The organism is Marinomonas foliarum (genome assembly GCF_016906065.1).
GTDB lineage: Bacteria > Pseudomonadota > Gammaproteobacteria > Pseudomonadales > Marinomonadaceae > Marinomonas > Marinomonas foliarum.
Genome location: NZ_CP070273.1, coordinates 762,179 through 780,606 on the forward strand (window position 1 = coordinate 762,179; position 18,428 = coordinate 780,606).

The 18,428-nt window shown below is 44.3% G+C and carries 17 protein-coding genes; 1 reads left to right on the forward strand and 16 read right to left on the reverse strand.

Annotated features, from left to right (window positions below):
• Positions 1–7 precede the first annotated feature (7 nt).
• The 3 genes from JSY38_RS03525 to JSY38_RS03535 are packed head-to-tail and all read right to left on the reverse strand — an operon-like array spanning position 8 to position 1,610.
• On the reverse strand, positions 8–343 hold the full coding sequence (locus tag JSY38_RS03525) for an AzlD domain-containing protein (RefSeq protein WP_205115271.1): 336 nt from the start codon (positions 341–343) through the stop codon (positions 8–10).
• A 2-nt stretch (positions 344–345) separates the two neighbouring features.
• Positions 346–1,068, reverse strand: coding sequence for an AzlC family ABC transporter permease (locus tag JSY38_RS03530; protein WP_205115272.1), 723 nt, complete (start codon positions 1,066–1,068; stop codon positions 346–348).
• Positions 1,065–1,610: a helix-turn-helix domain-containing protein gene (locus JSY38_RS03535; protein ID WP_205115273.1), complete on the reverse strand. Its 546-nt coding sequence runs from the start codon at positions 1,608–1,610 to the stop codon at positions 1,065–1,067. Before JSY38_RS03535 ends, JSY38_RS03530 begins: the two co-directional genes overlap by 4 nt.
• Before the next feature lie 409 nt (positions 1,611–2,019).
• On the opposite strand from JSY38_RS03535, the gene JSY38_RS03540 reads away from it, so the two are divergent.
• Positions 2,020–3,492 carry a transporter substrate-binding domain-containing diguanylate cyclase gene (locus tag JSY38_RS03540; protein WP_205115274.1) on the forward strand — a complete coding sequence of 491 codons (1,473 nt, stop codon included), beginning with the start codon at positions 2,020–2,022 and terminating at the stop codon, positions 3,490–3,492.
• Between the two features lie 251 nt (positions 3,493–3,743).
• Here the strand turns inward: JSY38_RS03540 and JSY38_RS03545 are convergent, their stop codons facing one another.
• From JSY38_RS03545 to JSY38_RS03605, 13 genes are all read right to left on the reverse strand, one after another.
• Positions 3,744–4,382, reverse strand: a complete 639-nt coding sequence (locus tag JSY38_RS03545; RefSeq protein ID WP_239544280.1) for a glutathione S-transferase family protein — start codon at positions 4,380–4,382, stop codon at positions 3,744–3,746.
• An 87-nt stretch (positions 4,383–4,469) separates the two neighbouring features.
• Positions 4,470–6,407 carry a DUF4365 domain-containing protein gene (locus JSY38_RS03550; RefSeq protein ID WP_205115277.1) on the reverse strand — a complete coding sequence of 646 codons (1,938 nt, stop codon included), beginning with the start codon at positions 6,405–6,407 and terminating at the stop codon, positions 4,470–4,472.
• A 112-nt stretch (positions 6,408–6,519) separates the two neighbouring features.
• Complete coding sequence (locus JSY38_RS03555; protein ID WP_205115279.1) at positions 6,520–6,849, reverse strand: hypothetical protein; 330 nt, start codon at positions 6,847–6,849, stop codon at positions 6,520–6,522.
• Between the two features lie 884 nt (positions 6,850–7,733).
• On the reverse strand, positions 7,734–9,401 hold the full coding sequence (locus JSY38_RS03560; protein ID WP_239544295.1) for an amino acid ABC transporter ATP-binding/permease protein: 1,668 nt from the start codon (positions 9,399–9,401) through the stop codon (positions 7,734–7,736).
• Positions 9,361–11,136: a thiol reductant ABC exporter subunit CydD gene (gene cydD / locus JSY38_RS03565; RefSeq protein ID WP_205115281.1), complete on the reverse strand. Its 1,776-nt coding sequence runs from the start codon at positions 11,134–11,136 to the stop codon at positions 9,361–9,363. The genes JSY38_RS03560 and cydD overlap by 41 nt, the downstream gene beginning before the upstream one ends.
• A gap of 5 nt (positions 11,137–11,141) precedes the next feature.
• On the reverse strand, positions 11,142–11,252 hold the full coding sequence (gene cydX, locus JSY38_RS03570) for a cytochrome bd-I oxidase subunit CydX (RefSeq protein WP_110573853.1): 111 nt from the start codon (positions 11,250–11,252) through the stop codon (positions 11,142–11,144).
• Positions 11,253–11,313: 61 nt separating this feature from the next.
• On the reverse strand, positions 11,314–12,450 hold the full coding sequence (cydB, locus tag JSY38_RS03575) for a cytochrome d ubiquinol oxidase subunit II (protein WP_114411829.1): 1,137 nt from the start codon (positions 12,448–12,450) through the stop codon (positions 11,314–11,316).
• Position 12,451: 1 nt separating this feature from the next.
• Positions 12,452–14,026 carry a cytochrome ubiquinol oxidase subunit I gene (locus JSY38_RS03580; RefSeq protein ID WP_205115283.1) on the reverse strand — a complete coding sequence of 525 codons (1,575 nt, stop codon included), beginning with the start codon at positions 14,024–14,026 and terminating at the stop codon, positions 12,452–12,454.
• 325 nt (positions 14,027–14,351) lie between these two features.
• Entirely contained in the window at positions 14,352–16,139 is a 1,788-nt protein-coding gene (locus JSY38_RS03585; protein ID WP_205115285.1) for a lysophospholipid acyltransferase family protein, read from the reverse strand.
• A 2-nt stretch (positions 16,140–16,141) separates the two neighbouring features.
• Positions 16,142–16,594, reverse strand: coding sequence for a hypothetical protein (locus JSY38_RS03590; protein WP_205115287.1), 453 nt, complete (start codon positions 16,592–16,594; stop codon positions 16,142–16,144).
• Between the two features lie 23 nt (positions 16,595–16,617).
• Complete coding sequence (locus JSY38_RS03595) at positions 16,618–17,061, reverse strand: YHS domain-containing (seleno)protein (protein WP_205115289.1); 444 nt, start codon at positions 17,059–17,061, stop codon at positions 16,618–16,620.
• Positions 17,062–17,080: 19 nt separating this feature from the next.
• The gene (locus JSY38_RS03600) at positions 17,081–17,866 is read right to left on the reverse strand and encodes an NRDE family protein (protein ID WP_205115290.1); all 786 of its coding nucleotides are present in this window, start codon (positions 17,864–17,866) and stop codon (positions 17,081–17,083) included.
• A 2-nt stretch (positions 17,867–17,868) separates the two neighbouring features.
• Positions 17,869–18,423: a hypothetical protein gene (locus JSY38_RS03605; RefSeq protein WP_205115291.1), complete on the reverse strand. Its 555-nt coding sequence runs from the start codon at positions 18,421–18,423 to the stop codon at positions 17,869–17,871.
• Positions 18,424–18,428: the final 5 nt, after the last annotated feature.

Below are 18,428 nucleotides of genomic sequence, written 5' to 3' on the forward strand. Positions count from 1 at the left end.
CACCTTACTAAAACACAAGCGTTACCATTCCAAATGCCATGACCCCAAATAAAATAGGCAACCCCATTGAACGAGTTCGCGTCCACACACCGTAAGTAATCAGTATCCCGACGCCAGTCGCTAACCAAGACAAGGTATCAGAATGTGTCGGTACTAAAGAAGTGCCAAACATTGCAGCGATCATGGTTGGGCCTAGTATCGTTAACCAAGTCGGCATGGATCCGATGCCGTCCTCTGTTTGCCTTTTCGCCAAGCTTCGCTTCATCCAAATATACGGTAAAAGACGAATTAAATAGGTGCCAATGGCAATGCTGACGAGCGCCAGCCACATAGACATATCCATACTTATCGCTCTCCCATACCGCGCTGATTTTTCAATGCATAAAACAAAGCTGCGCCACACAACGCCGCTAACGGAATAGCGATATTTGGGTAACCTAACACTTTCAAAATAACAGCGCTAACAGCAGATAAAGCGATCGTTAATGTCCACAAGCGATTATTACAGCGCGGCACAATTAAAACGAAAAACAGAGCCGGCAGAGCAAATGGCAAAACCTCATTGATTAATGGCCAACGTTGCGTCAATTCTCCACCAGCAATGGCGCCCAGTGCGGTTCCAGCAATCCAGCTCAACCAAGCTAATACCGCCGCACCTGTGTACCAACCTATCCGAGCATGATCTGGAAGCTGCGGCAAACGTGCGTGAGCCAGCGCAAAAATCTGATCCGTCAAACCATGCATTAATGGCAGCCACTTCTTATCTTGGTTTAAGTAAGGTGAGAGATTTGGACCATAAACAACATGTCGAGCGTTGATTAGCAGTGTCATGATGACCACAAACCATAACGGCGCGCCAGAAGCCGCCATAGCGACAAAGAGAAACTGTGATGCGCCAGCATAAATAAAGGCCGAAATCAGAATCGTCTCTAACACACTAAAGCCAGACTGTACGGAAATCAGACCAAACGAAATCGCCACAGGAATGTAACCGCCTAGCAGTGGAATCGCGTCTTTTACACCTTGTTTCCAATGCGTTCCTGCAAGGGTTTGGGTTGTCGTACTCATGATTCAACCTCGTGCTTTGCGCTGCCCTGTTTTGCATAGGTAATCACCATCATTACTGTCGCCCATTCATCGCCCGTTTGATAACTGTGTTCAACGTCGGCCGCAAACGTATGCACCTTGCCGATCTCTAACTGCCGCAAGTCATTACTTTCCCCCGCCAACAACTCACCACTGATTAAAGTAATGGTTTCCGTCGTCCCAGCAATATGCGGCTCTGATTGCTTAATCGTGTGTGGTGCACAAGACATCCAATACACATCCACTCGCGGATTATTCAGACCTTGGTCAATTAACCGAACCTGAATCCCGTTTTCACCCACAGTGGATTCCAAACTGGCAATAAGATCCCCAAAAGGCGTATCCAGCTGTACCGCCAAACGCCAAATGGTTTCTATCGTTGGATTGCCCTCACCCTGCTCAATACGCGACAAATTCGACTTCGCCAGCCCCGCATCCAAAGCAAGCTGAGACAAAGACAGCCCCTTCGCCATACGCAATTTTTGTATATTTCGACCCAACGAGCCGAGAATGGGTTTATTCATAGTGCATCTCAAATTGTTCTTTATATAGAACGTTCTATATAAAGAACAAAAGAAAGTCAATGTAATTGTGAGAAATGGGAGTTAGTTAATAGAGAGAATCAGGAAAAAGCTCTACGTCTGTTAATAGAGCTTTTCGTGCTCTTAAGGCTTACCCTATCTGGGTTTGTGGGGAATTTAGACGGTGGTAGCGCTGTCAGACTACAAGGCTACACCTTATAAGTATTTAATTTGACTCTGACCCTAATTCTTCGATGAATTTCCATTGGATTAAACTGTCCACTTTTAAATTAGCATTTCTGGGATGGTCAATGAGGGATCATTGAATTAGTATAAGAAACAGTAATTCAATACTCGTATCTTGGCCCGTAGATGCCTTATTCATAAGGATGTTATGAAGAGAAGTCCATTTTTGACTAGAAGCTTGTTCGGCGGTTTATATCTGCTTCTATTCAGTGTGGCTGGGATGCTGTATGGACAAGATATATTAACGCCCGAAGAACGGCAGTGGTTGGCAGATCAGCCTGTTATTCGTTTTGCTCCCGCACCCAATTATCCTCCAGTTGAATTTTTCAATGAAAACAATGAATACCAAGGTATTACAGCTGATTTTATTCAAATAATAGATCAGCAATTTGACTTGGGGTTAAAGCTAGAAATTGTGCAGTTTCCTGACTGGACAACTGTGGTAGCTGAAGGACGCGCACGTAGAGTTGATATGTGGGGTGCCGCTGAGAAAACCGCAGAACGCAGCGAATATATGCAGTTTACTAGGCCTTATATACGCCTGCCGGCCGTAATTATTGTCCGCAGTGAGTTTGTTGGAGAAGGCATCGAAGCACTCGAAGGCAAGAAAGTCGTCGGCATCCAAAATTATGCATCTTATGAACATTTACAAGAAAAATACCCACAACTGGATACGTTAGCCGTCCCTGATATCGAAACAGGGCTGCGCATGGTCTCTTATGGAGCGGCGGATGCGATCGTCGCTTCCAACGCAGCAGCAATCTACTACATTGAAAAAAATGGACTGACCAATCTTAAAGTTGTGGGAGAATCCGGTTTTGAATGGAGTTTACGTTTTGCAGTTCGAGATGACTGGGCGCCGCTGTTGTCCATCATGCAAAAAGGTTTAGACAGCATTACCGCACAGCAGAAGCGAGATATATATCGATATTGGATTAATTTAGATGCATCTAATAATCGCTCTTCCACAAAGGACTATCTCTTTATCGCCGCTTTAGTCGGCTTGGTAGCTATTCTATTGGTTCTATTTAGTTGGGCATTGCGGAAAAGAGCCAGACTTAAAATGCAACGGCTAACGCAACGTATTGAAGAGCAAAAAAAGATAGAGAAAGAGCTTAAAAAACTCGCCACAACCGATGCTTTAACGGGCACTTATAATCGCCGTGCTATTTTGGAAATGGCACAAATCGATTATCAAAAATGCCTGGATGAAGGATTGCCCTTTAGCGTATTGATGATTGATATTGATAATTTTAAACAAGTTAACGATCAATACGGACATGAGATTGGGGATAGAGTGATCAGGGCTGTTGTAAATGTCTGCCGTGACATATTGAGTGCCAAGAACATCGGGCATATCGGCCGTTTTGGTGGTGAAGAGTTTGTAATTCTCCTCCCAATGATTGACCAAGAAGAGGCGTACTTAGTGGCCGAACAGCTTAGGGAGTGTGTCGAGAAAGAGTCAATCCAATGTGCCGAAAACGCTTTGCACTTCTCAACGATTAGCGTCGGCTTAGAGTCTTTGAAACACGCTGAAACGTTTGATGAGCTACTGCATAACGCCGATCTGGCTATGTATCAAGCTAAAAATGCAGGCCGCAATCGTGTCGCCATTTGGCACGAAAGCATCTCTGGGTAATTATTTGTTTAAAAGAGTGTTTAAAAGGGGTCAGAGTAAAATTAAAACACCCTCTTCTATTCTTACTAGCTATTTTTTCGCTACCTAGATATTAGGGTCAGATGAAAATAAAATTTAATTTTCATCTGACCCTAATTGTTCTGTCGAGCTTACTAAGACACCCACGTTAAATGATTTATCTTATTAATACTCAAATCCACGACAACCGCCAACACCTCAAAAGCCAACTGTTCCTAGTTCGTTAATGCAACTTACTGATACTCCAACAAGCTCAGTTTTTCTTTTTTACAAACAGAAATAACTGCGTCATGTTTTGCTAAATTACAAAGATACTTCGATAGATTATCGAATGCTAAAGGCGGCTTTTTAAATTCATCTGCCCATATAGCCAACATAAACAAGAAAAAGTCACAAACTGTAATCGTGTTACCGACTAAAAATTCTCTATTTTCTAATTCATCATCTAGGATTTCAAACATATCTGTTATTCTTCGTTCTTGTGTCTCTGCAATATCAGAAACGGCATCTGAATGACTTGTATGTTTTTCCGGATAAGAATAAACCATCAATTCAGCTTGAACCGTATTTGTTAAATACATCATCCACTGAAAAAACTTTGGCCTGTTCTTAGAGCCAATGTTTGGGATGAAATTTGATGATGGATTTGACTCCGCAAGATGAATACAAATAGCGGGGCTTTCAAAGAGCACTAACTCACCATCGATTAAAGTTGGAATTCTTCCTGAAGGGTTTAACGCTAAGTATTCATCAGATTTTTGAGCATTACTTTTTCTATCAACCAATATTAACTCAAAATCAACTTTCAATGCTTCAAGAACGAAATGCGGTGCCATACTGGCATTTAGTGGATAATAATATAACTGGTACAACTGACTCTCCTTGGGTGTTGCATATAACGCCCGCATTTGCGGCTGGTTTGGAGCGCAGCGGAAAACCAGTCCGGCAACATGCGCTTGTTAGGCTTTTTGACTGGAAAATATATCTTCAAATTTACCATCTTCATTAAGCATTCTTAGTGCAGGAGCACTTTCCGTTTTTTTCACCTCAGATATAACTTGCTCAATGACTTGTGCAACTTGTGAGAGTGCTTCCTCCCCGAGCTGGCTTTCAAAAAGCTCATACAAAGACTCAAGATACTTGTCCCCATTACAGAAATAGGCTGCACGAATTAGAAGCACAAATATTTCTAGTGGAACCACGTTATTAAAACTGCATGCAGTAGCATTAACCCAGGCTTCAATATCCCATCGCTGCGCCAGAGCACACATAGTAAAACAAAAAGCGGCTCCTTCAATCTCACCAATGCTGCTTCTGTGGATTCCTAAATTAAACCAAGCCAGCCCGCAAAGCATATCTTGTTGTAAGGCCTTTTCTAAGTATTGCTCTACATCTTCATCACCAACAGAGCATACATCTGAAAGCGCTAAAGCAGCTTTTACGCCACGATTCTGGATTTTAATATTGTATTTTTCAATTAGAGAGGATAAGCATATAGACTTTAGTTGCCATTCCGCAGAAGGGCTACATTCGCCATCTATAAAATCATTAAATACCTCAAGTGATTGTTGGTATTTACCAGAAAACATAAGAGCGTCTGCATACAGGGGGAGATAACCCTTTTGGCCATCTATTTCCATTGCTTTTTTGTAGAATTTCGCCGAATAAAAGAATCTACCCAGCTCAAAGAGCGAGCCCGCTAATTCCCCATAGAAATATCCTTGATTATAGTATTTTGGCTCGTATCTTCTCGCCACTAAAAAACACTTAACGGATTCCTTTAATCGGTCAGCACTTCTATAGAAGTTCGCTAGATTATAATGTGAAATTCCATATAAGCTTGGCGCCGTTTTTTCGTATCTATCAATATTTCTTTTAAGGAAATCTTCTACTGCATCTAATTTTTCTGTATTTCCTGAGCTTCTCAAAAACAAAAGTGATAAATTAGTAATTGCCTCTAAGTAATTATTGTCTTCGTTATCGCAGACATCACTAACCAATTCGAGTGTTTCGCTAAAATATCTAGTTTTCAATAAACTTGGCATCAAGTGCTTAAGTAATTCATGTTTAATTTTAAGTCTATTTCTAAGATCACCTGAGAATACTATTCTGGCAGCCAAGTCACTATAGCCTAACTGAGATAGCGCCATTGATAATGAAAGGCATATGTCTTTCATTAGGTCGATTGGAAGTGTTGACTTATCCATAAGGTCAACACTATGAAAAGTGCAGCCTGCAATATCTAAGAAGCCCACTTTTAGAGTGGTTTCATCTATGTGTACTTCTGCTAATATACCCTTGTCGCCTGACTCCAGCCGGATGATGTCTTTAAATTCGGGGATTTGAGATCTAATTTTTGGAAGTAGTAAGCTTGGAGTAATACCACATATACTTTTACTACCAAACGATAAACTAACATTTATCGGGAGCGTTATAGCTCCTGACCTTATAGCTCTAAGCTGCTGTAAATACCTCTCAATTCCAATAACCTTTCCTTCGTCTAGAATATCCGAATCTGAAAAGGAAACTCGCATAGTCTTTGCGCCATCTTTTGCGTAAAAAGGGTCTATTTGTGTTGCCCATTTCACATAAAATTTATCCTCTACTTCAGAATATCTAGCAATTAGTACTGGTAGGTCTAGGCGCTTATAGTACTTAATAGTTTCTAGGCTTAGGTCTATGCCTTTTATTGTCCTTTGTTGTTTTGAAGCAGTAGCTTTTAGCTGAACCCAAAAGACCAAGCCTGTTGCCCTTTCTTTTGAGTTAAATATCTCCACCTCTCCATCAATACCGTAGTCTTTATCTTTATCCCGATAGACCCACTTTTGAGGAATAGCAAGACCAAACTTGTGCCTAGATAAATCTTCCAATTGATGTTGCTTTATTCTTTTAGTCATATTGGACTGAATACTTTCCGTGGTTACCTTGAGAGCCTAACGCCTCAAACAGCGGCGCGCGTTAGCGCGTCCAGCCACGAAGTGGCGTTGCTGCTTTGACTTGTTAGGTGATTTAACCACACACCCAAGTGCCATCTGGGTTTTGTTTAGCACCTGAATAAGCGCCACCACATACCCATGTGCCGTCAGGGTTTTGTTTGGCACCTGAGTAATTACCGCCGCAGACCCAAGTACCATTAGGGTTTTGTTTGGCGCCTGAATAACCGCCGCCGCAAACCCAAGTACCATTGGGGTTTTGTTTAGCACCTGAATATGCGCCACCACATACCCAAGTACCGTCTGGATTTTGCTTGGCACCTGAATAAGCGCTACCACACACCCATGTACCATTAGGGTTTTGTTTGGCACCCGAATAACCATAATACTGTCTTTCGTCTGACATTTCTTATCTCCTTGTATTCACCTAACATTTTAATAATGCGCATGCGCGTTTACACAGATTTAGAACCTTCTTAATATCACTATAAATAATTGATTCTAATAGCATAAATATAGATATCAACAAAAGCTAAATCAGGAAAAACGAGCATGCGTATTATTCCTTTTATCCACATCGCGTTATTTCTGTTGCGGATATTCTTATTCATTGATACTAAAAGACTTTCTTAATTTCTACCAGTACAAAACGCGCACAACTGGTTTATTTAAAATGGCTAAACGCGCAATTAAAGTTCACTTTAAAAAATAAACTGTATATGCCCCCATAAATTACGCTTTAACTTTCATCCAAAAATGAAATCGATTCCAGCTCAAATAGTATCTTCCTATACCAAAAAAAATTGATTTCCGCCTTCGCGGGCACTTCTCGCCTTGTGGGGAAGGACTTACATAAGGCTCGATGAAAGCGGCGGATCACGGTCGTGCCTCCCTCATCCGCCCTACGACTGACATTACGGTATTGGGTATGAATTTGCAGACGATTAGCTACTAATAAGTCAGTTCGACGCGACGAAGTTGCGCGACTTTATGGAGTTTCAGAGTCCGTTAAAAATTCCCTTCCTAGCATCAGCAAAAACAATCTATGCCTTACGATAAAAATCGTGTTGCTAAACGCTACCTTAAACAAAGTAAATGAGACGTTTGGGCGATAGCCCGATAAAAGATTTTTTGGTTACTTTTGCATCGATTGGCAAAAGTTACCCGCTCAGCAGAGCGGAATAAACCTGCAGCTAAAAGCAATTTAGAGGAAACAAATTCATTTGAAGAGCCAAAGAACAACCCCACCCTAACCCTCCCCTTGGAAGACATAAGGGGAGGGAAAAAGAGCTACAGTTCTATGACTCTCGCGTTGTCGCCGAGGCGACTCCCAACATGACTGACGAGGATTAAGATGTCAGGTTTGTAGTCGTTCTGTAGCGAGTGACAAATGGTTTCTATGGTGGCTTTGTCGAGTCCGTCGAATGGTTCGTCTAGTAGTAAGACGGGAGACTGTCTTAATAGTAGGCGTGCTAAGGCGAGGCGTTTACGTTGTCCGCCGGACAGGTTACGCCCTTGGGAGCTGAGTAAGGTTTCTAGGCCATTGGGTAGGTTGCGTGCCCATTCGGCTAGGGCGACGGCTTCTAATACAGACCAGAGTTCGTCGTCGCTGGCGTTGGTTTTACCAAGCAGTAAGTTGGCAGCGATGCTCTGTTGGAAAACATACGGCGATTGTGGCAAGTAGCTTAGTTGTGCTTGATACGTTGGGTTGTTGTATACAGAGTATTTCTCGTCATTAATAAAGGCGTCGCCAGAGGATAAACAGTCACCGGCAATGGAGGCGAGTAAGGTGGATTTGCCTGAGCCACTTGCGCCTCGGATCCAAATAAATTCCCCATGGTTCACGCGAAGGTCACAAGTCTGGCTTCCCATGCCACTTGGCGCATGATAGCCGCGCCATTGTTTAAACAAGAGTTGCTCGATCTGTGGGATCGTCTTTTCGAACATTGGCTCAGCATCTTGGTGAAGCTGGTTGAGTCGACGTAGGCCAACTTGCGACTGGCCTTGGGCGACAAAGGATTGCACCAAAGGCAATACCAGTTCATTCACTGCCAATAAAGATAAAACAAATCCCACGACCCAAGTTCCCTGCACGCCGTCTATTAAGGTCCAGTGTTGGGTTTCTGGGGTAAAGGCACTGAGTAGATAGAAGCTGCTGGCGATGAGCAAGATGGTCACACCATATGACAACAAACGCCCAAGGCTCACAGCCTGCTGAATGCGAATTTCTGTTTTTCTTTGGCGTTCATCCAATTCGCCAAGGCGTTGTGCATAGTCTTCCCAATGACCACGAATGGTTAAGGTAATGAGTGCCGAAAAAAAGCTAACAAACCGGCTACGGCGATGTACGCCAAGTATTTGCCCAACGTGTACGGCATGGCTGGCGAAGTGCCCACAAATATAAGGCACCACCAAGACATGTAACACTGCGGCAATCAATAACGGCCACAACAAGGCAGGCAGAATGAAATAGGCCAAAATCGCCACGCCAACATAAGCTAATACAGCATACACCCAAGGTAAAAACACCACCAAGGGCCAGCGAATAATTTGATCCAAGTCGCTGACTAGGCGCTGTAGCAAGTCGCCACGGCTTTGTTGATGAAGGTTCGCAGCATCTTTGGCAACGCGCTGATCCCACACCCAAAGGCGCAAAGTGCGCAGTAACCCCAACAGGTGATTATGCGCTGTGACTTGTTCGCCATAGCGGCCTGCGGTTCTGAGGATCGCAAGCCCTCGAACAATGGCGCCGGGTGTTAAGTAGTTAAACACCAATGCACCGCCCAACGCTGTTGCCAAGCCTGCCGCGGAGATGAACCAACCAGAAAGCCCCAACAAGCCAACGCCCGCTAAAGTCGCAGCCACGCCAGTCAACATTGGAATAACAAAGCCCCAAGGGTTTGCTAATAAAAGTTGTTTAAGCGAGAGCTTGGCGGTTTTCTTTGCGTGACTGCTCATGCAAACCTCCTTTTGTTAGTGCCCAATGTTTGTCAGCCCATGCAATCGGATGTGTATCGTGGCTGACGATCAATAAGGTTTTACCTTGAGATGCGGTTTTAAGTGTGTCGAGTACCGCTTGCGCTGTGTCGTTATCCAAGCCAGAGCAAGGCTCGTCGAGTAACCATAAATCGGCTTTTGATAATAAGGCTCTGGCAATAGAAAGACGCTGCATTTGCCCGCCAGAAAGCCCTGCTCCTAATTCGGTTAGTTTGGTATCTAACCCGTCGGGAAGCAGCTGTATAAATTCGTCGCACTGGCTTTTTATGAGCGCTGTTTGTATCTCTTCTTCATTTGGTAGCCCTGCGCCCTCTTTGCCACCCAGCCCTAAGAGTAAATTACGACGAATGCTGCCGTTTACCCATTCTGGCGTTTGTGGCAACCAAGCCAGTTTGGCTCGCCAAGAAGCCAAGTTTAATTCTGAGAATGGCTGACCATTGATCAAGCACTGTCCATCAAAGCCTTCTTCAAAACCTAGTAACAAATGCAATAGACTGGATTTACCCACACCCGATTCACCACTCAGCCAAACCCGTTCGCCCTGGGCAATATTGGCCGTAATTGGCGCGAGTCGATAACGCCCCTCTTCCTGCCAGCTCAAGTCTTTGAATTGAATAGATTTCAACGTATTTAAAACAGCTAATCCAGTGTTCTCTTGGTGTGAAGTGGATGCATGCACTGGTGTTTGTAGGATATCTAACAAATCCGTCGCGGCGGCTTCGGCTTTTTGTTTCGCATGGTAGTCATTACCAAGCTGACGTAGCGGTAAATAAAATTCTGGCGCAAGCAGTAAAAGAAACATAGCTTGCGTCAAGGTAACGGGGGAGCTGCCCACTTGCCATGGTAAGATTTCTAATAAGCCAAGCCCTAAATACAAGGCAATCATGGCGATAGACAATGACGCGAAAAGTTCTAACGTAGCCGTTGATAAAAACGCTAATACCAAAACCCCCATGGTTGTCTTTTGGTATGAAGTAGCACTGTCGGACAAACGCGCGCGTGCTTCGCCAGTTCTGTTAAGGCGTTTGAGTTCTGATAAGCCTTGGCTTAAGTCCATGAACTGATTGGATAACATGGCCAAGACATTAAATTGACGACGGTTGGCTTGCGCGGCTTTATGACCCACAAAGATCATGAAGATAATGACCAAAGGCGCGGTCATCATGAAAACAAAGAAGGCGATCCAAGAAATAGAAACAACAGACAGTAGGATCACACAAGGAATTAGGGTCACCATAAACACTTGCGGTTTATAGCGACTAAAGAAATCGTCTAACGCATCTACTTGTTCGTAAACACGAGTAGAAAGCGCCGCATCTTCTTCGATCCTTAAGCGCGCTGGCCCAAGGTTTGTCAGATGCGACACCAATTTACGTCGCAAGCCGTAACGAATATCGCGGCTTGCGCTAGTGCAAATACGTTCTCGGCCAAAGTTCGCCAAGGCACGTAGTAATAGAGCAAATAACCCCAAGACTAAAAGAGACAAGGAAAAAGACTGGTGTAGCGCCATGTCTGAAAACACATCCGCTAACGCCCAAGCTTGCAACACCAAAGACACTGCAAACAACACACCAAAGCCTTGAGCAATTCGATACTTTGATGATTGCTGACTGGCTAGTTCATCTAAAAATACACCTTCAGATGTTTTCACTCGGCCAGCTCGACGCGCCTTTTTTGTTTCCTTGTGCTGTTTCATTGGATTTACTTCTGCTCCTCTTCACCTTCGTAGCCGCTAAATTCTAACCATACGGCATTAACAATACCGAACGAACAGGCTAACAATACGCCTAGAACCCAAGCAAAATACCACATAACTTATTCCTCTTATTGCTAGAAGACAGAGCCCAAAGCGCTCTATCTTCTATATCAATGACTAGTAAAGTGAATGATTGTTTTCTTCGATGTGTTTCTTAGTCAGACGACCATACATCACAAAGTAGTTCCATAACGTGTAAGCCAGAACAATCGGTACGAAGATACAAGCCACCACAAACATAATCATCATGGTGTTTTCACTAGATGTCGCATCCCACATAGTCAAACTCATGTTTGGAAAACTTGAAGACGGCATCAAGAATGGGAACATTGACCCACCCGCTGTAACAATAATGCCGGCAATACCCAAAGAGGAACTCAAGAAAGACAAGGCGCCTTTTCTCAGCACGGCAGTCAGTGCTGCGAACAACATGCCTGCAATACCGATAAGCGGAGCCAACATAAGTGCAGGCACTTTGTCATAGTTAGCCAACCAAGCACCAGCTTGAACTTCGGCTGTTTTCATCAAAGGTGTTACCACTGCATTGCCATCGATAGCGCTGGTCAAAACATAACCATCGATACCGTAAGCCAACCACACACCCGCCAAGATGAACAACACAGCAGCCAAGGCACCTGTGATTGCCGTGATACGACTGGCTTTTTCAAGTAGCGCATCATCTGTCTTCATTTGTAACCAAGCACCGCCTTGCGTCATTAGCATTAACAAGCTGACCAAACCACAAAGAATCGCAAATGGGTTTAGCAGAGCAAAGAAAGAACCGGTGTAAGTTGCACGCATGTATTGATCAAATTCGAACGGCACGCCTTGCAGCAAGTTACCAAACGCCACACCGAAAATGATTGGCGGAACGGCTGACCCAAAAGTGATTCCCCAGTCCCAGCTTGTTCGCCATTTAGTATTTTCGAGTTTAGAACGGTAGTCAAAGCCGATTGGACGGAAGAACAACGCGGCCAATACCAACAACATTGCAAAGTAAAAGCCAGAGAACGCTGTCGCGTACACCACAGGCCAAGCGGCAAATAACGCACCGCCAGCTGTAATAAACCAAACTTGGTTGCCGTCCCAGTGAGGCGCAATCGAGTTGATCATGATTCGGCGTTCAGAGTCTGTTCCACCGATCACTTTAAGCAGACTGCCTACGCCCATGTCAAAACCGTCTGTCACGGAGAAGCCAATCAGTAGAACACCGATCAACACCCACCAAATCACTTTTAATAATTCGTAATCCATCTTACACCCCTTGTTTTAGCTGAGCCGTTTCTTGTTCAAGTGCGTAACGTCCAGTATGCAAGCTAGAAGGGCCTTGTTTCGCAAAGCGAATCATCAAGTACATCTCAGCAATTAGGAACGCTGTATAAAGAAGCCCGAAGCCTGCAAGGCTGATCCAGATTTCTGTGGCTGTTAAGCTAGAGACCGCAACATGAACCGGTAATATTTCACCAATAGCCCAAGGCTGACGACCGTATTCCGCAACAAACCAACCTGCTTCATTGGCAATCCAAGGAAGCGGCAAACAAATTACGATAAATTTCAGGAACAAAGGACTTTGACCAATGCGACGACGCGCGTTTTGGTAAAAAGCAGCAGCGAAGACAAACAACATTAGGAAACCACAGCCGACCATGATGCGGAAGGCAAAGAACAATGGCGCAACTTGCGGAATAGAGTATTCAACCGCTTGATCGATCTCTTCAGATGTCACTTTGTTCATGTCTTCATTGAATGCTGTTACCAACAATCCGTAACCAAGATCGTCTTTTACTTTCTCGAAGTTTTCTTTTACTAGCGGATCCGTTGAACCGCTGCGTAACTTCTCAAGCAACTGGTTGGCATAAATACCATTGATAATTCGTTGGCGGTTATGCTCTTTCAGCTCTTTGATGCCTGTTACTTCTTTGTCTAGAGAGCGTGTTGCGATCAAGCCCATTAGACCAGGAATTTTGATAGCAAACTCGGTTTCTTCAAGCTCTTGGTTTGGAAAGCCGATTAAGGTGAAGTCTGCTGGTGCTTCTTGTGTTTCCCACTCCGCTTCAACCGCTGCTAATTTCACTTTTTGCACTTCGCCTAGCTCGTAACCAGATTCGTCACCTAGAAGGATAACGCTCAAGATAGACGCTAAACCAAACGCTGAAGCGATAGCGAAAGAACGGCGAGCAAATGCAAGGTCACGGCCTTTCAATAAGTAGTAGCTTGAAATAACCAGAACAAACATCGCCCCTGTTGTGTAGCCTGCTGATACGGTGTGAACAAATTTCACCTGCGCCACTGGGTTTAATATCAAAGCACCAAAGTCGACGAGCTCCATACGCATGGTTTCGTAGTTGAACTCTGATCCTACTGGGTTTTGCATCCAACCATTGGCGATCAAGATCCACAAAGCTGACAAGTTAGAACCTAGCGCTACGCCCCAAGTCACCATTAAATGTTTCACTTTACTGAGGCGATCCCAGCCAAAGAAAAATAAACCAACCAATGTCGACTCAAGGAAGAAAGCCATTAAGCCTTCAATGGCCAAAGGGGCACCAAAAATATCGCCGACGTAATGAGAGTAGTAAGACCAGTTAGTCCCGAACTGGAACTCCATTGTCAAACCCGTTGTTACACCTAGCGCAAAGTTAATACCAAAAAGTTTACCCCAGAACTTAACCATGTCTTTGTAGACTTGCTTACCCGTAATGACATAGACAGACTCCATGATTGCCAGTAAGAAAGCCATCCCCAGTGTTAAAGGGACAAACAAATAGTGGTACAGAGCAGTGAAAGCAAACTGAAATCGCGATAATTCCACTACAGCTTCGTTAATCATATAACTTCAACCCATTCATTTGATTGAGAAAAAAGACGATCGTAGACACTTATTTGATTGAGTGTTCTTGTTATCCAACGCCCACCGAAGCCTCAAAACATTTCAAGGCTTACTATAAGTCCAGATTATGAGTGCAGAAGCGATCCAAAACATTGCGTTAGATCAAGATAAAGAGAGTGAAAGGAATAAGTAGTAAAAAAGGTTGTTTTAAAGAGGTAATGAAAGGGTTCTAAAACATGAAGATAAAAAACCAAACATGATCATGGAGGCTGTGACGCATTTCGTTCAGCCTCCATGATTGCTATTTATTTGGCTATCTCTTTGGCTATTTTTTCAAGACTGTTTCTAAATATACCTTAGCGTCGTCTTGTCCCATGTATTTTGCCAAAATAGACAGAGGCACTTCTTTTAAATTCACCACGATCAGGCCATCCAATGAATTATTAAAAGCTGGGTCGACATTAAAGCACACCAGCTTACCGTTCATTTTTAAGTACTGACGAATCAATACGGGCAAACCTTTGCCCTGTTCCATTCGCGATAAGACTTTAGAAAGCAAGGTGACACTCGCCAAGGAAGACAACAAATTAGGCTGCCAAAATACCGACCCGCTGTTGCGCAGTGGCGTCGATGGCATCACCAAGCTGGCTTTTTCTTTATCGTAATAATGAATCGACAAGGTTGCGGCGATCAATTGACGTGCCGTATGGCTGTATTCATTACTGATGCTGACAGGGCCAAATAAATGCGTATATTTTGGGTTGCGAGAAGCAAAGGTAGCAATCCCCTTCCATAGCAAGAGCAGCGAATTTAAATTCTTTTGATACTTAGCCGCGACAACCGATCGACCCATTTCAATGCTGTGATCCAGGCTATCAATAAATGCTTGGTCATAGTTAAACAAGCTGCGCGAATACAAACCTTTTAAGCCATGCGCTTCAATAAGTTTATCCACCAGCCCCATTCGATAGGCCCCAACGACTTCTTTATTACCATGATGCCAAACAAACAATTGATGGTAGTAAAGGTCGTATTCATCCACGTCACAGGCCAAACCACTACCCTCGCCCACCGCGCGGAAGTTTTCTTCGCGGATACGGCCAATGTCTTGCATCAGCAAGGGGATAGATTGCGTCGGAGCGCAATAAACACTGAACTCGCCTTGCTCCACCAACAGCATATCGCCTGGCAGATTAGCAATTTCACTCTCTAAAAGACTCGGATCAATCGGCTCGATGATGGGCAAATCTTTGTTGTCATCTTGGACAACCGATTCCTGAGCATGTTGAGGGCTCATTAAATAGGTATTCAAACGTAAGTAGCTAACAAGGTCTTGATTGCTTTCAAACTGGCTCACTTCCGCAAACGGTATGGCACTGCCGATAGAAATCTCAATGACTGAGGATTTTTTATTAAGCAGTTCTCGGCCCAACATAGCGGTTCGTAGCAAAGGATGGATGCGACCGGCTTGATAAAACAACTCACTATTTTTGCCATTAATAAAAATCGGCACCGTCGTCGCTTCGCTGCGCTTTAAGAAATTAGCGACCGACTGACTCCATTCGATGTCGGCTAACGCCTGCTTTTCTATCGACTTTTCTGCTGACTGATCATTAGATTTTTTCGGATAAGTGGACACTTCCCCTGCAGGAAAAACAATTAACACACCGCCCTCAGCCAAATGGCGATGAGCATCTCGAATCGCCTTGCCATTGGTACGTTGCGCCGATTTACCGCCAAAAACATCCACGCCAATAAATAAGTCACTGATTTCTGGTAAACGCTTAAGTAACTCATTGGCCAGTACTTTTACATCACTGCGAACGCGTCCAACTAGGTCCGCCAAGACCACACCTTCAATCGCGCCAAGAGGATGGTTGGCAACAATGACCACAGGCCCATTTTGGGGAATATCCTCAGCGGCACCTTTGGCAATGGAATAATCAATGTTCAACGCCTCAAGGGTGTAACGCATAAATTCAAAGCTGGTCTGGCTGCTGGGCCGTTGCTGATACAAGCGGTCTAATTTAGCGAGTCCTGTCGCCCATTCAAGAACGGATTCGCCAACGCCAAATGGTGTGACTCTTTTTAGACGAAAAGGACTGGCTAACATAATCAGACTCCGCTATTGATAATTTTGTTTAGGATGCCTTGTGGATTTTTTAGATCCCGAAGCGATAAAAACGCAGCACATAACCAAACCAAACACGCCATAATAAACAGCAAACCACCGTCATTGCCGACGACTTCACCGGCTGCATTAAACTCAGGCATTACCACGCCAAGCGGAGTAAAAAGGTGAAAAATAATCGCACCAGACATTATTCCCACCGCCATCAAAGCCCCCAAACCATGCCAACGAGTAAAGAGCAAAACCGCAGCAATCAGTTCGGCCCCCCCAATAATGTAACCACCGTAATGACCGAAGAATTCCAAACCAGACCAAGCACCCAACACGCCGAAGATATGGTCGGTTTCGTAGGAACCAGTGAATTTAAAAAACAGCGACTGCACAAACACAAAGGCGATAAACACCGTTGGTACATATTTCACAATTTGCTTATTCATTTTATTGACCTTATTTATAAGTATTATTTTTTACCGATCAGGCTTGGCCAATTGGCATCCGCTTGTTTGATGTGCAACGCAGGATCTTGATCCCACTTGCGTTTAATGTTGTCGTCATAATTCAGATACAGCTTGCCATCGACCACGGCCCAATCTTTTGGATCAGAAGAGGCGAAGTCGTTCTTGGCAGACACAGCCCAAGCGCAATATCCACCATATTGCGGAGCGTATTTTTCCGGTTCAGCTTTGAACATATCGAGATGCTGTTGCGAGGCAAAATACCAATCAGCGCCTTTATATTCAGTGACGAACTTGGAACTGCCTTCGACCGGTTTTTGGTCCGTAAAGTAAGCAACCGTGTCATAGCCGCTAAGTGCTTTATTACTAAAATAGCCGGTGTAAATTTCATCTTGCGCAAACGCCAGACTGCTCATAAACAAGGCTAAAAGCATCATTAAACGCGTCATAACAACTCCTAAATTTTGATTAATAAGAACCACTAACGAGGGAAACCTTTTCGTGAAAACACGTGTCTTGAGAACGATTGCTTTGAAAACCATTGCCTTGAAAGTAATAGCTCTGAGACGCCAACGCTTGTGGCGTTAAATTCGAGCAAGGCGATCCGGCCACATAGCTCATTTGAAAATTGTCTTTTGCGACCTGAATGCGAGTAAAGCTAACGGTTTGAGCATCTTCTCTGTGCATACAAACCGAGAAATGAGACTGCTCTGGATGGTGCTGAGAATGAAACAACAGCAAATCGTCAGCGCTTTCGACAGCGAGTTCCTCATAGACGGATTGTCGATAGGCCGTGACTCCTTCTAGCTCCACTGCAGACGAAAAATGCGGTGATTGGGCATAAAGAATCGATGCGTTTTCACCATCCCATTGAAACTCTCTAACCTTGCTATTACCCAGCTCAAAAGCCAGCAAGGTAAAAGGGGCAAACTGTTGCAGGTCCAGCTGAGCAAACTGCCATTCAATTTGGGCAAGCCCTGTGGCACTGGATAATTGCTTGACCAATTGCCCACGGCTCGTCAGTTGGCCTGACGGCGTTTTGCCTTGATAGTTATTTAGCAAACACAAAGACACACCGGCCTCGTTTAAGCTAATCCAACTACCCTTGCCCACAGGATCAATCGGCATGAGAACTTGGATGCCTTGCAGAGCAAAAGACTGAGGCGACAAGGCGGGAGCTCGTGCTTTTTGCTCATCACGATTGAAGAATAATTGATAACCTGATTCATCAATCCACCAAGAAACCGAACACATAATTATTGCCCTCTTAAAAACGTTGCGGTGGCTGGCGCAATACCAAAGTCGTCATCAATTGGCTTATTCATTAGATTCGCCGCGATTTTTACCATGGCAAAATGGTGATTGGCGTGCTGTGCCGCAAAAGTAATTTCGCGTTCCAAGGTCGAAGACATGAGACAGGCTTGCGTATGCAAAACAGAGACTTCGGTCAAAACATTCACGTTTTTCTTAAGCTCTTTTTCCGATAAGCCAGTAAGCCAGTTTGTCAGCTCGTCGATTTCAACTAAGGCAACAGAGCGCGATGTTTCCACCCTATGACCACGACGACGTTGGTTATAATCAATCACTATTCCCGCTTGATAAACGGCATTAAAGGCATCTAACCAATGACGAAAATGCTCACCAATAGAACTGCTCACCACAGGCTTCATCGACGCTTGATAAGCGTCATCGTCGAGCATCTGTAAGCAACGAGACGCCTGAGCAAACACCTCAAGACAACCTTGCACCGTTGGCGCATAGGTCGCTGCTGGGAAGTCTCTGACTTGTCTTTTTTTCAATACCGATTGCATAGGTT